Here is a 14,397-nt window from a genome sequence, read left to right on the forward strand (position 1 = left end):
TATAAATTAGTGGTTTAGGCAGTTTGAATACGTTCTGTTAAAAATGCTTCAATTTCTTTTCGGTCTTTTTTGGAAAACCATGAAAGTTCAATATCGTATTGTTTTCCTTCTTTGGAAAGTACAAACGGTTCGCTTCCGCCTTTTCCAGGATGATAGGACGCCAATTCTTCAAATTTCTTTTTGAAACGATTGGTTCTGATCATCGTTTCATTGATAGTTATTTGCGGTTTTCCTCGCAGGAGAATGATCAAGATAAACAACAAACAAATAATGCCGAATACAATATTCATCACATATTCAATAGCGACTAAGTTTTTACGGAATTTGATGCTGAGTGTTTCTGCAATTTGATCAGAAAGTTCGGTAATGATATAGAAAAACACACCGAGAACGATGATGATCAGAATCGCTTTGATAAAATAGGCTAGTTGTGAATAATATCTTTTCTCCATCTTCTCTTACGCTTTAAAGTCTTCTATTATTTTTAATTCGGTACGGAAACCTAGCATGGTATCGGCAAATTTTTTCATGCCTTCTTCGCGCAATCGCGGTGCATCTTCTTCGTAATACGCATCTAAATCGGCGCGTGATTTTGCGGTGTATTGCACAGAATACGTAGTGCCGCCATCTTCTTCTTCCACCAATACTTGAGAGAATCGGGCAGTGGTGAATTTCCCTGTTGCCAACACGTCGGGAATGTGTGTTTTCATCCAGCTTAAAAATTCTTCGTGAACGCTATCTGCAATGTTGATTGTTACGTTGTAAATGTACATACAAGTGTTTTGTAATGAACTGCAAAATTACGGTTTTACCGTGAATTATGTCTTTATTTATGATGGAATTCAAGATTGATATTGAGTTTATTGTAATAGTTTAGCCGTTAGAATTAATAATTGTCTCTTCGAGCGCAGTCGAGAAGCTAAGGAAAAATTCTACTTTTATAGAATCTCGATAGCTTCGCTAGGTACTTTCAGTAATGCTCGATTTGACATTTTTGTTTTTAAACTTTGGGAATCGAAATTAAAGAATAATTTTTCTTATTTAAAAGATTTCAAGGAAGTGTTAATTCACCGCATCACCACGCAACCTGCGATACGCTTTTTGCGCTTCTACATAATGAATACTGTCTTGATGATTGAATATGATTTCTTCAAAGTATTGCTTGGCTTTTTCAGGATCGTCAAAATGGTTGAGGTAGAGTTGTGCCATGGCAAAATACGCGTCGTCTGCGAGAATGTCTTCTTTGTAAAACTCAATAATTTTTTTGTAATTTAAACGCGCTTTGTCAAATTCATCACGTTTTTCATAGAGTTTTGCTTGCATGAATAAGGCTTCATCTTCAATTTTTTCTCCTTTGTGATTTTGCAAAATTTCTTCCAACTTGGCAATGGCTTCTGTTTCTTTTTTTTGATACGATAGCAAGTCTGCTTTTGCATATTTTTTCAACGCTGTTTGTGTAGAATCTTCTAAGGAATTATCAGAAATGATCAATTTGAGTTGCAAAGCATCATTCGCAATGAGTTGTGAAACAGACGATTTTAATACTTTGAGTTGCGTTTCTGCCCAAGCAAAATCACCTTTGTAATAACTGGTTCGCGCTACCCGAAAACGTGCTTCTTGTCCTTTGACATCATTTTTCAAGGCTTTTTGTACTTGTGAAAAGTAGATTAATGCCTGATTGAATTGCTCTTGATACACCAAAATATCACCCAAAGCCAATTTGACAACTGCCGCTTGACGTAAGGTCAATTTGAGTTCTGTGGCTTCTTTTAAATAGGCAATTCCAGCTTCCGGATCGTTTTTTTGGAATGCTAAAAAATTCGCATAATCGCGTTGTAATAATATCGTTCGGAAGTTACGTCCGTATTCTGCTAATAATGCTTCAAATCGTTGCTGAATTTCGTCATAGTTTCCATCTGCCACAGCGTCAATATCCAGTTGCAATAAGTTTTGAGACGCACGAATGATGGTCATATCTTGTGTAGAATTGTCAATGATATAATTTAGAATTTCGCGCGCTGTTTCATCATCACCATCTTCAATGCTCAGGTTTGCCAACTCAAAAATGCGTTGTAATGAATAATCGCCATTCATGTAAATAGCTTTCTCTTGAATGAACGCTCTTTTGTATTGTTTTTGCTGAATAAATAACCAGCTCAACAATTCGTTCCACAATAAGTTTGGTTCTTCTTGATTGCGTTTGAGCAATAATTTTCGAAAGAGTGTATTGTTTTCGTTATTCGGATCATTCCGTAAAAATTGACTGATAATTCGTTGCGAATAGCCTTTTTGCTCTTCGCGATTTTTGATCAAATCCAAATAGCTAGAAAACATTTTTTCAATGTCTCCTTTTTCACCATAAATACGCGCTATGTTGTTGAGGAAATTGTAATTTGGATTTTCTTCCATGGCGTATTTGTACACTCGCAAGGCATAATCTAACAAAGATTTTTTTTCAAACGCACGACCAATACTATACGAAGCAGAAATTTTCTGCTGTGTGTAGGCAACGGCTTTTTCATAATAACTATTTGCAATGATGGAATCGCGTTTTAGATCGTAATTAAAACCTGTTTCTACATATAAAATAGGATTCAACCGTTTTAGCGTTGGATTTTCTATTTCTGCTAACAATAGTTTTTCAGCAGTTTCAAAATCTTCCAATTGCTGGTAACTATTGATCATTCCAATAAAATAATTGATTTTCCGCGGCGCGCTTTTATAGAGTTTTTCAAAAGCTACAATGGCTTTTTTGTATTCTCCTTTTTCATAATATTGTTGCGCCAATGCATCATTTTGCGCCCATGTTTGGGTACACATTGCCATACTGAAAATGAGGAATAAGAAGATACGCATAGAAAAGCTTTTATTCAAAGATAACATAAAGTATGTTAAGAAAATGGTAACGCTGGATTTTTAGACGCGCTTCGCTTTTAGACTCACGCTTTCGCGCTGTTAGATTTTGGATTTTTGTTGTTACAAGGTTAAAATTTGCGATAGCTGTTGTGAGTTTGCAACTTGACAACAGCAAAATGCCTGAGCGATGACTCAGGCATTTCTATAGCTATAAATTCCATAGATTAAAACTATTTAAAACTAGGTTTGGGTATATAGCATTTTTTGTTAAGCTCGAATATGATACGTACTAGCTATTAATCTATGGATTACGCACCACATTTTGATTAAAAATTGGGAGTACAAATCTAATCAAATTATCGACAAAAAGCAAAAAACATCGACAAAATACATTGTCGATGTTTAAAAAAAGTATATTTTTAATCGTTTTATAGTTACGAAATCATATCGAAACCTGTGTATTTGCGCAATACTTCTGGAATTTCAATGCCGTTTTCGGTTTGGTAATTTTCTAAGATTCCTGCTAAGACTCTTGGCAAAGCCAACGCACTTCCGTTTAATGTATGTGCTAATTGTTTTTTACCGTCTTTATCTTTGATTCTGAGTTTTAAACGATTTGCTTGAAAGGTTTCAAAGTTAGATACCGAACTGATTTCCAACCAACGATCTTGCGCCGTTGAAAATACTTCAAAATCGTAGGTCAATGCTGCGGTAAATCCTAAATCGCCACCACACAAACGTAAAATTCGGTACGGAAGTTTCAATTCTTCCAACATTTCTTTGATGTGATTTACCATACCGTCTAATGCTGCATACGAATTTTCAGGACGTTCAATACGTACAATTTCCACTTTGTCAAACTGATGCAAACGATTCAATCCGCGTACATGCGCTCCGTAACTTCCTGCTTCACGGCGAAAACACGGTGTGTAGCCTGTACAACAAATTGGCAAATCTTCCGCTTTTAGCAAATCGCCACGAAACATATTCGTCACCGGAACTTCTGCTGTGGGAATCAAATACAAATCGTCTGCAGTTACATGATACATTTGTCCTTCTTTGTCTGGCAACTGACCTGTTCCGTACCCAGAAGCTTCATTTACCAAATGTGGCACTTGATATTCTGTGTAACCAGCATCTGTATTTTTATCTAAAAAATACTGAATCAACGCACGTTGCAAACGCGCACCTTTTCCTTTATACACAGGAAATCCAGCACCTGCAATTTTATTTCCGAGTTCAAAATCGATAATGTCGTATTTCTTTACGAGTTCCCAATGTGGTTGCGCATTTTCATGCAACGTAGGAATCTCACCTTTGCGAAACACTTCTTCGTTATCTTCTTCGCTATTTCCCGCAGGAACTAAGTCATTTGGTACATTTGGAATTGTATATAAAAGTTCAGGAAGTGCTTCTTCCTTTGCTTTCAATTCCGTTTTCAAACCTTCCGCTTTTGCTTTTAACTGCGAGCTTTTTTCACGTAAAATTTCTGCTTTTTGGCGTTCTCCACTTTTAAACAACTGTCCAATTTCCTTCGATAATTTATTAGAGGACGCTAAGGTGTTGTCTAATTCCACCTGTAAACTTCGGCGTGCTTCATCCAACGAAACCACTTCGTTTACAACGTCAGTGGCATCAAAATTTCGCTTCTTCAAAGCTTCAATAATTTCGGCTTTGTGTTCTCTAATAAATTGTAATTGTAACATTTTGTTATGTTTTTGGCGTTTCCAAAAGTTTGCTTCGAGTACCTCAGCATACTTTTGGCCAGGCTTTCGGCAGTCGCTCTCTGCGAGGAGCTTCAACAATGCCTCAATCCTTAACGCGCGGATTCATGAAGCCACAAAAATAATCAAATTCGAAGAATAGACGTAGTATTTTTTAGCTTAGAATGTGTGGAAATTGAAAATTATTTTTTCGAACCTCTTTTCTTCTTTTGATCGTACTTGCTTTTAAAAGGCAATAACCAATCGTGATGCGAAAAGTGTGACCATTCTTCCGCCGCCAAATCTACATCTGGATTAAAAAGTCGTTGTCGCGGATGATTGTTCACTTGCACCAAACCATTGGCGTAAATGGCAACATCGGAACCTTTTTTGGCGAATTCTTTTTTCAAAAATTGTACAAATTGCCACATCATGTCTGGTTTTACCGCAACACGTCTTGCTTGTTTTTCAGAAGTATATTCTTTTGGCCGAACGTACGTAATATCGCCATTTTCTTTATTGACAACTTTTAGCGTCACATGTCCTGATTTGGAACGCAGCATCATCCGCCAGCTCAACCGATGTCCTTCTTCGGTCCATAATACATCATCTTCATACGTCCAGTGACGCAATGGCAAAAGAATTTGTGAAATAAAATAAATGACAAAAATGGGAACGATGATTTTGCTATATGGTGCAACAATTACTTCATTTCCTGTATAAATTTCTTTTTTCTTTATAAAGATGTTGCGGATGGTTTTTGGTTCAAAGAAGAATAAACACAATGCTAACGACATGTATGGGAAAATTCCAATGTGTAATACAAACGAGTTGAACAGATGGAATACAATGGAACACACAAAGAAAAATACACGGGTACGTTTCCACAACAAACCAGGAATTACGAGCAAATCAAAAGCAACGCCAACATAGGTAAGCATGTTGTGAATCCACTTTTGTTGTAAAAATTCACCAACGATGGGTACGTGTTTACGTCCAGCCATTAAATTTGTGGTGACTTCGCCCGACCACCAATCTGGATACATTTTTGCCACAGAAGCATACGTATACACAATAAATAGTTGCAATATGAAAATTACCAATACCCAATTGGGCATATAATTTTTTTTCAGCGCAGGATTTTTTTTCACATCAACCGAAAGGTACTGATGCGCAGGAACGATCCACATAAACACACACAATAACACCAATAAATAGTAATGATTGTTGTACGAAGTTTTTTGCATTAAATATACAGCAGTCCATAGTATGGTAAAAATTCCAATACTCCAGCGGTATTTATAGCCAATCATCACGAGAAAACCACAAATTCCCATCAAAGCGAAATAAAAATAAAAGCCGTAGGTATACTCTGCCATGTTCAACCATTCGATCCCAAATAAATTGAAATCTAATAATGGTTTTTGTAATGTTTGCTGCATTGGTGTTAAAATACCTTCAAACCCAATAAACGGAAACGTGAATTCAGGATCAATAAAGGTGCGTTTTACCCAACCTGTGGCAATAGCGCCAAATCCTTCCAAACCAATTAATAAACCAAAAAACACTCGAAATACAATGAGTGACGTATTGTCTACTTGTTTGTAAAGGAATTTAGTTAGCATGATCGTTTGGAATTAGTGCTAAGGACGTTTGTTTGTCTTTTTGTAGTTGTGCTTGCAGCGCTTCAATAGAGTCAAATTTTTGTTCGTCTCGCAGCCGTTTTAACAATCGGATTTGAATTTTTTCACCATAAATATCACGGTCAAAATCAAAGAAATGTACTTCAATCGTTTGCTTGGTACCTGAAACAGTCGGATTCGTGCCAATGTTCATCATTCCATAGACTGTTTGTCCATCAAACGTACTTTTTACAAAGTATACACCTTGCTTTGGAATGAGTTTATAGGCTTCTTTGATATGTATGTTTGCTGTTGGATAATGAATAGTGTTGCCCAACCCTTTTCCAGAAATCACCGTTCCTGTCAGCATAAATTCATATCCAAGATAGGTGTTTGCGGTTGTAATATCGCCTTCATCTAATGCTTTTCTAATTTTGGTAGAGCTGATGGTAATATCATCAATTTCTTTGGCTTTTATTTCTGCTACTTTAAAGTCGAATGCTTGTCCAAATTCGCGTAAATCATCAATGTTTGCCGTTCGGTTTCTGCCAAACCGATGATCGTATCCGATAATGATTTTTTTTAGGTGTAAGTGTTTAATGAGGAAATCGCGCACAAAATCGCGTGCTTTTAAGCGTGAAAATTCTCGGTTAAACGGATAAATAATCAGCGTATCGAGTCCTGTTGCTTCTAACAGTTGAATGCGTTCTTCAATGGTGTTGATGAGTTTGATATTGCTATCTTGCTGTAAGACCATTCGCGGATGCGGAAAAAAAGTGAGCAACATCGTGTTCAAACCTTCCGATTTGGCAATGAGATTTTTTATAATTTTTATATGTCCTACATGAACACCATCAAATGTGCCAATGGTAATTGCGGATGGATTTTTGGCTCTGTATGTGTCAAAAAAATCTATGGTATTCACTAAGCATTCTTTTTTACAAAGCTATTTAATTCTTTCACAAAAAATAAATATTCTGATTGTAATCTTCTATTTTCAATAAAAAGTGCATTCACGGATAAAAATATTTCCTTCGTCGCTTCAATTGTTTAGCTTCGTCGAAAAAAAAGCCTATTTTTATGTTACTAGAGTAAAAATAGTGATTTTTGACATTTAAAATTAACCCCTAATCTTAAATAAAAAGCTATGAAGCAAAAATTATGCTTCGGTTTGTTGGCGTGTCTATTTTTGATTTCCTCCGTTGGGTTTGCTCAAAACAACGATTGGAAAAAGCTACAAACCGTTACCGATGCTACTTCAGTATCCAAATTAAACTTATCAGAACAGAAAGTAAATTTCTTTGAGCTCAATTTTGAAAATTTCAAACAACAACTTAGTACTGCACCAATTCGTGGGGCAGCGTTTAATTCTAATACTTCTGTGCAAGTTCCAGGAATTGACGGAACGTTAGAAACTTTTCAACTATATGAAGCAACTGTTTTTGCACCTGCATTGGCAGCAAAATATCCAGACATTAAATCGTATATTGGGTACAGTCAAGAAAACTATGGAGCCGAACTTCGTATGAGTGTTTCACACAAAGGTGTGCAAACTATGATTTCATATGTTGATAGACCAACAGTTTTTATGCAGCCAGCTGGAAGTGATGTTACAAATTATGTAGTATACACAAGAGATGCGCGCATGAGTTCTGTAAATGATTTTCATTGTGCCACTGTTGATGAGGTACAAGCGCGATTGGAAAATGATGACGATGTACAGTTGGAAGATGCAGATGATCAAACATTACGTACGTTCCGAATTGCTATTTCTGTAACAGGAGAATATACACAATATCACGGTGGTGCTGTCGTAGATGCAATGGCAGCGATCAATGCTTCCATGACGCGTGTAAACGCTATTTTTGAAGTAGATATGGCAGTTACTTTTGAAGTAATTGCAAATAACAATACTTTAGTATTTACCAATCCAAATTCAGATCCATATTCTCCTGCAAACGTAGGAACTGGAGGTGCATGGAATACAGAACTTCAAAATTATTTAACAGGTTCTATTGGAAATGCCGCGTATGATATTGGACATTTGTTCGGTGCTTCTGGTGGTGGTGGAAACGCAGGTTGTATTGGTTGTGTATGTGTGGATGATAATCCAGCTTCTTCTACAGATACAGAGAAAGGAAGTGCTTATACTTCTCCAGCAGATGGTATTCCAGAAGGCGATACTTTTGATGTTGATTATGTAGCACATGAAATTGGTCACCAAATGGGAGCAAATCACACATGGGCTTTTAGTACTGAAGGAACAGGCGTAAATGCTGAGCCAGGAAGTGGATCAACCGTCATGGCATACGCTGGAATTACAGGAGCAAATAATGTACAGCAAAATAGTGATCCATATTTTCATTATCACAGTATTCGACAAGTTTTGGATAACTTAGTAACTCGAACTTGCTGGCAGTCTAACAATTCGCCAGCGTTGGCAAATAATCCACCAAATGCGAATGCAGGAAGTGATCATGTGATTCCGCAAGGAACAGCATATGTATTGCGAGGAACGGCAACTGATGCCGATAGTGGAGATGCACTAACTTATTGTTGGGAGCAAACTGATAGTGGACAGGTTACCAATACTTCATTTGGACCAACGGTTTCTAATGGATCTATGAACAGATCGCAAGTGCCAACAAGTTCTCCAAATAGATACATTCCGAAGTTGAGCAGAGTTGCTTCTGGAAATTTAACACAAACAAATCCAACAATTAACAGTGCTTGGGAAACCGTAGCAACGGTAAATAGAACGATGAATTGGGCTTTGACTGTTCGTGATAGAGAACCCACAGCAACAGGACTTGGAGGACAATCTAGTTTTGATACGATGGATATTCAAGTAACTACGTCAGCAGGACCTTTTACCGTAACTTCTCAGACTTCTGCAGCTACAAGTTGGGAAATGGGAACTTCACAAACAGTAACCTGGAACGTAGCAAATACCAATACGGCACCTGTAAATACAGCAAACGTGAATATTTTGATGTCTATTGATGGTGGCGCAACTTTTCCATATACATTAGCAACGAATGTGCCTAATGATGGCTCGCAGCAAGTTACAGTGCCTGTAACACCGCCAACATCGCAAGCAAGAGTGATTGTAGAAGGTGCAGGAAATATTTTCTTTGCGATGAATTCGGCTAACTTCAATTTGGTGGAGCCAGATTTCGCTTTGGTATTTACAAATAGTGAAGAAACTGCTTGTCAGCCAGCAAATGCAGTATATAATTTTACGTATAATGCTTTTGGCGGATTTAGTGGAACAACTACGTTTTCTGCCGTAAGTTTGCCTACTGGAGCAGTGGCTACTTTTAATCCAACAAGTGCTTCTGTAGATGGAACACCTGTAACTTTGACGATTTCTAATACCAATGCTATCACGCCGACCACATACTTATTTGCTGCACAAGGAACTTCTGGAGGAACGACAAGATCAGCAGATTTGACACTGAATGTATTTCCAAGCAGTTTGCCGCCAGTGACATTGGTTTCTCCGTCTGATAATTCTACAAATTTACCAACGAATTCTAACTTTAGTTGGTCTGTGAATACATTGTCTGATGGATATCTGATTGAAATTGCCACAGATGCTGGATTTACAAATATTATTGAATCAACTACAGTAGCAAACGCTAACTATTCGCCATCGTCACTCGCGCAGTCAACTACGTATTATTGGAGAGTTGGAATTTCTAATGTATGTGCGCCGGTATCGTATTCAAGTACGTATTCGTTTACCACACAATCTTGTGCGGTATGTGCTTCGGTAGCAAATACGAGCTTTCTAACAAGTACTACATTTGTAAATTTTGAAAGTATTAATAGAGTTTCTGCAAAGCCATCAGGTTATAGTGATTACACGGCGACTGATATTGCGAATGTAACGAAAGAGTCATCGTACCCAATTACCGTAAATGCAAATACAGACGGTAATTATAGAACACAAACGAAAGTATGGATTGATTGGAATCAGAACTGTAGTTTTGATGATCCAGGAGAGGAATACGATTTGGGAGAAGCAGATAATGTACCTAACGGCCCAACGGCAAATTCAGGGATGATGATTCTAGTGCCAGCTTCTGCATTAACAGGAGCTACAACTATGCGTGTGTCAACCAAATATACATCTCGAAATACGATTGTATTCCCGACTTCTTGTGAGAATGGAGCTGATGCTGAAGTAGAGGATTACCGTGTCATTGTTCAAAATACATTATCAACCGTTGAAAATGAATTGGAAGATTTTGCAATTTGGCCAAATCCGACAAGTGGAAAATTCATTGTGAAATTTACATCGACATCTTCTGAAGATATTACGATTGATGTTTTTGATATTCGCGGTCGTGCTATCTTCACAAAGAAATACGACAATACAACCAATTTTACAGAAGAATTAAATATTAGTTCTGCGCAAGCGGGATTATATATGGTTCGTGTAAATGATGGAGAACGCGTAACTGTGAAGAAATTGATTGTACGCTAAATATAAAAGATACCTAACTAAACTACTATAGAAAGAGAGGCAAAAAGTGCCTCTCTTTTTTATTTTCCATTAAATGCGTTCATCGTATTTGAAACGCCCGCAGTTCCGAAGGATTTAATGAGTTCTACGCTCTTTTCTAGTCGTTCTGGGAGTTGATCGTTTTCTTCTGTTGTCCATTCGCCTAATACATAATTTACTTGTCTTCCTTTGCCAAATTCGGCACTAATTCCGAAGCGGAAACGTGGATATTTAGTCGTGTTCAACAAGGCTTGTACGCTTTTTAAGCCATTATGTCCGCCATCGCTTCCTTTCGTTTTTACGCGAATTGTTCCGAATTCAAGGTTTAAATCGTCTGTAATAATTAATATATTTTCGATGGGAATTTTTTCTTTCGTCATCCAATAGCGAACGGCTTTTCCGCTGAGGTTCATATAGGTGCTTGGTTTCAAAAAGATAAATGTTCTTCCTTTGAATTTATACGTAGTCAAATCGCCCAACTTATCCGTTTTAAACGTAAGTTCTTCTTTTTTTGCAAAGAAGTCTAGTATTTTAAATCCGATATTATGGCGTGTGTTTTCATATTCACTTCCGATATTTCCTAAACCTACAATGAGAAATTTTTTCATAGGATCTGTTTCTTCGATATTAAATGATGCTTTTCCTCCAGTTTTTTTGCGGAGTAGTTTTCTGAAAAATTGAAGCATGCTGTAAAAATTTGTGTAAAAGTAAAACGTATTGTGGCTTGTGGCAAGTCTGTATGCTAAAAATTGAATTTTATTTGAGATCTTGATTTTCATCAAGATTCATTTAACCTATGATCCTGATCTTCATCAGGATTAGTTCAACTTGCAATTTTGACTTCATCTGAAGATTTGTCAAAATTGAGTTTCACTAAAATAAAAAAAGCATTCCATTTCGGAATGCTTTTCATTGAGATTGTAAAATCTATTCGTTTTATGCTTCTTTTTCTGCTTTTGCAGCATCTTGCGCAGCTTTCATAGCAGCACGTGAAATTCTTACTTGACAAACTACTGTGTTATCAGCGTGTAATAATTTGTAGTTATCATTTTGTAAAGAAGTTACATATAATTTGTTTCCGATTTCTAATTCAGAAACATCTGCTTCGATAGCATCAGGTAAATTAGCAGGTAATGCTTTTACTCTAAGTTTACGCTTGTTTAAACGTAATACTCCACCAGCCATCACTCCAGGTGCAGCTCCTTTAATAGCTACAGGAATGTCCATAGTTACTTCTTTATCGTCGAATAAACGGTAGAAGTCAACATGTAAAATCTTGTCGCTTACAGGGTGAAATTGAATGTCCTGTAAAATAGCATTTTGTGTAGAACCGTCTTCTAATGCAATCACAACTGTGTGCGCATTTGGAGTATACACCAATTTAGAAAATGATAATTCTTCTGCTGAAAAGTGTAATGGGTTGTCTCCTCCGTATAATACGCAAGGAACCTTTCCAGCATTACGTAAGGCTTTCGTTGCTACTTTGCCCACGCTTTCTCTTTGAGATCCGTTGATTGTAATTGATTTCATTTTGAGTATTTATATTAATATTTAATTACATTAAAAACTTTGAGCTAATTGAAGTGTTTGTTTGTACTCTTTGCATTACATCTGCAAATAAATGTGCACAACTTACGACTTTAATCTTGCTTGATTCTTGGCGTAATGGAATAGAATCTGTTACAATTAATTCTTCTAATTTTGAATTTTCTATTCGTTCATACGCTTGTCCTGATAAAATAGGATGTGTACAGATTGCTCGTACTGATAATGCTCCTTTTTCCATCATCACTTCTGCGGCTTTTGTCAATGTTCCGGCAGTATCTACCATATCATCTACTAACACCACATTTTTCCCTGTTACATCACCAATTAATTCCATGTGTGAAATGACATTGGCTTTTTTCCGTTGCTTGTAACAAATAACAACGTCGCTTTCTAAAAACTTAGAATATGCATAGGCTCTTTTTGATCCTCCCATGTCTGGAGAAGCAATGGTAAGCTTGTCCAAATTCAGCTTTCGCAAGTATGGTAAAAACACGGTAGAAGCAAATAAATGGTCTACAGGTTTTTCAAAGAATCCTTGAATTTGATCTGCGTGCAAGTCCATCGTAATGATTCGCGTTGCACCTGCTACTTCAAGCATCTTTGCAATCAACTTTGCGCCAATTGGAACTCTTGGTTTGTCTTTACGATCTTGTCGTGCCCACCCAAAATATGGAAGCACGGCCGTAATATGACGTGCCGAAGCTCTTTTAGCGGCATCTAACATTAGCAACATTTGCATCAAATGATCTGAGTTTGGAAACGTAGAACCTATGATAAACACTCTGGCACCACGAACCGATTCTTCAAACGAAGGCTGAAATTCGCCGTCACTATACGTTGAGAATACTACTTTTCCTAAATCTGCTCCGTACTCTTTTGCAATTTTTCTTGCAAGTTCATCACTCTGCGTACAGGCAAAAATCTTTGGTTCTGGGACAGTGTAGGACATTTAGTATGCTGTTTAATAGTTAGTTGATTGTTGTCTTGTGTTAAATGAGGTGCAAATTTAGAAATTTTATACAACTCTAAAAGCTTTTATTTCTTTTTTTAGTTGAGAATTGAAATTATTTTATAAATTTGCACTCCTTTTAAAACAATTGCCAAGTTAAAAATGCTCGAGTGGCGGAATTGGTAGACGCGCTGGATTCAAAATCCAGTTCTTTCGGGAGTGTGGGTTCGATTCCCACCTCGAGTACACAAAGTGAAAATCCTAACAGTTGTGTTGGGATTTTTTTGTGTATAAAAATCACTGTTTTTAAATGTTAACTATGGTTTTTCCGTAATTCATTCATGACTTATTTTCGTAAATTCTTTTTTTTAATCAAAATCTTATACCATGAAAAAAAGAAACCTTAATTCATTAGTTCTTAACAAAAAGTCTATTTCTAACCTCAAAACAGCTTTAAAAGGAGGTGTATATTATGAACTTTCCTATTCTGAATGCAAACTTGAATGGTGGTGGTATGAAATGCCTTTGGAGGATGCTGTTGATACAGATGCAGAGCCAGTTACTCTTTCAGATTATGGTCTTTGTTAAATATAAAAAAAGGCGATCTTCGACTATCACTGTCTTCAGATTGCTTTTCTTTTGCTTCTTACTTAAATAATTACAACTATTTTTTTTAGGTGTTTAGCCTAATAAAATGGAGGTTTCAACTCTTCCGTTATTCTTCTTATGCTCTTTATTTGGGTTATTGTTAATCATAAAATTAAATAATAAGGTTAAAAGAAAACCTTGATGACTTTATGTAACAGAAGTTTTGTAAGAACAAGAGGTAGATGTATAATTGCAACAAAAAGCAATGGAAATATTCACGGCTTTGGGAAGAAAAAAGTGTTAATTGTGATAACGATTGCTTACCTTAATTCCTTTTGTTTAAATGTTAACCATGGTTTTTTTCGTAATTGGTTTATAATTTTACCGAATGAAAAATTTATATCAAGTTAAAATCAATTTTAAGCCTTAACAATGTTCAAGTATTGAGTAAAAAAGATCAAAAACACATTAAAGGCAGCGACAGCTTTATGTGTCTTGTCATGTGCGAACCCAATGATGCAAACACTCCAATTTATAATTATGGTTATTATGATGCAATGGATGCTATTAAAGATGTCAAATTTGGTGAAAACTCATCATAATCTGAACAAATATATCTTG

The 14,397-nt window shown here is 36.5% G+C and carries 12 protein-coding genes and 1 tRNA gene; 4 read left to right on the top strand and 9 right to left on the bottom strand.

Going from position 1 to position 14,397, the window contains the following annotated elements:
- Positions 1 to 14: 14 nt before the first annotated feature.
- From KORDIASMS9_RS07755 to KORDIASMS9_RS07780, 6 genes are all read right to left on the bottom strand, one after another.
- Positions 15 to 452, bottom strand: a complete 438-nt coding sequence (locus KORDIASMS9_RS07755; protein ID WP_114902299.1) for a hypothetical protein — start codon at positions 450 to 452, stop codon at positions 15 to 17.
- A gap of 6 nt (positions 453 to 458) precedes the next feature.
- Entirely contained in the window at positions 459 to 773 is a 315-nt protein-coding gene (locus tag KORDIASMS9_RS07760) for a DUF4286 family protein (RefSeq protein WP_114902300.1), read from the bottom strand.
- A 289-nt stretch (positions 774 to 1,062) separates the two neighbouring features.
- Positions 1,063 to 2,856, bottom strand: coding sequence for a tetratricopeptide repeat protein (locus tag KORDIASMS9_RS07765; protein ID WP_240321155.1), 1,794 nt, complete (start codon positions 2,854 to 2,856; stop codon positions 1,063 to 1,065).
- Positions 2,857 to 3,290: 434 nt separating this feature from the next.
- Positions 3,291 to 4,562, bottom strand: a complete 1,272-nt coding sequence (serS, locus tag KORDIASMS9_RS07770) for a serine--tRNA ligase (protein ID WP_114905182.1) — start codon at positions 4,560 to 4,562, stop codon at positions 3,291 to 3,293.
- A gap of 200 nt (positions 4,563 to 4,762) precedes the next feature.
- The gene (locus tag KORDIASMS9_RS07775; protein WP_114902302.1) at positions 4,763 to 6,184 is read right to left on the bottom strand and encodes an HTTM domain-containing protein; all 1,422 of its coding nucleotides are present in this window, start codon (positions 6,182 to 6,184) and stop codon (positions 4,763 to 4,765) included.
- Positions 6,174 to 7,106: a bifunctional riboflavin kinase/FAD synthetase gene (locus KORDIASMS9_RS07780; protein ID WP_114902303.1), complete on the bottom strand. Its 933-nt coding sequence runs from the start codon at positions 7,104 to 7,106 to the stop codon at positions 6,174 to 6,176. The genes KORDIASMS9_RS07775 and KORDIASMS9_RS07780 overlap by 11 nt, the downstream gene beginning before the upstream one ends.
- Positions 7,107 to 7,328: 222 nt before the next feature.
- Here KORDIASMS9_RS07780 and KORDIASMS9_RS07785 point away from each other — a divergent pair, with 222 nt between their 5' ends.
- Complete coding sequence (locus KORDIASMS9_RS07785) at positions 7,329 to 10,673, top strand: reprolysin-like metallopeptidase (RefSeq protein WP_114902304.1); 3,345 nt, start codon at positions 7,329 to 7,331, stop codon at positions 10,671 to 10,673.
- 59 nt (positions 10,674 to 10,732) lie between these two features.
- On the opposite strand, the gene pth is transcribed toward KORDIASMS9_RS07785, so the two are convergent.
- The 3 genes from pth to KORDIASMS9_RS07800 all read right to left on the bottom strand — a co-directional run bounded on the left by pth (position 10,733) and on the right by KORDIASMS9_RS07800 (position 13,188).
- Positions 10,733 to 11,377, bottom strand: a complete 645-nt coding sequence (pth, locus tag KORDIASMS9_RS07790) for an aminoacyl-tRNA hydrolase (RefSeq protein ID WP_114902305.1) — start codon at positions 11,375 to 11,377, stop codon at positions 10,733 to 10,735.
- A gap of 250 nt (positions 11,378 to 11,627) precedes the next feature.
- Positions 11,628 to 12,221 (bottom strand): 50S ribosomal protein L25/general stress protein Ctc, encoded by a 594-nt coding sequence (locus KORDIASMS9_RS07795; RefSeq protein ID WP_114902306.1) that lies wholly within the window; start codon positions 12,219 to 12,221, stop codon positions 11,628 to 11,630.
- 25 nt (positions 12,222 to 12,246) lie between these two features.
- Positions 12,247 to 13,188: a ribose-phosphate pyrophosphokinase gene (locus tag KORDIASMS9_RS07800; protein WP_114902307.1), complete on the bottom strand. Its 942-nt coding sequence runs from the start codon at positions 13,186 to 13,188 to the stop codon at positions 12,247 to 12,249.
- Positions 13,189 to 13,352: 164 nt separating this feature from the next.
- On the opposite strand from KORDIASMS9_RS07800, the gene KORDIASMS9_RS07805 reads away from it, so the two are divergent.
- The 3 genes from KORDIASMS9_RS07805 to KORDIASMS9_RS23135 all read left to right on the top strand — a co-directional run bounded on the left by KORDIASMS9_RS07805 (position 13,353) and on the right by KORDIASMS9_RS23135 (position 14,378).
- A tRNA-Leu gene (locus tag KORDIASMS9_RS07805) sits at positions 13,353 to 13,434 on the top strand.
- Between the two features lie 141 nt (positions 13,435 to 13,575).
- The gene (locus tag KORDIASMS9_RS07810; protein WP_114902308.1) at positions 13,576 to 13,776 is read left to right on the top strand and encodes a hypothetical protein; all 201 of its coding nucleotides are present in this window, start codon (positions 13,576 to 13,578) and stop codon (positions 13,774 to 13,776) included.
- Positions 13,777 to 14,219: 443 nt separating this feature from the next.
- Positions 14,220 to 14,378 carry a hypothetical protein gene (locus KORDIASMS9_RS23135; RefSeq protein ID WP_162819815.1) on the top strand — a complete coding sequence of 53 codons (159 nt, stop codon included), beginning with the start codon at positions 14,220 to 14,222 and terminating at the stop codon, positions 14,376 to 14,378.
- Positions 14,379 to 14,397 lie beyond the last annotated feature (19 nt).

Source organism: Kordia sp. SMS9 (assembly GCF_003352465.1).
Classification (GTDB): domain Bacteria; phylum Bacteroidota; class Bacteroidia; order Flavobacteriales; family Flavobacteriaceae; genus Kordia.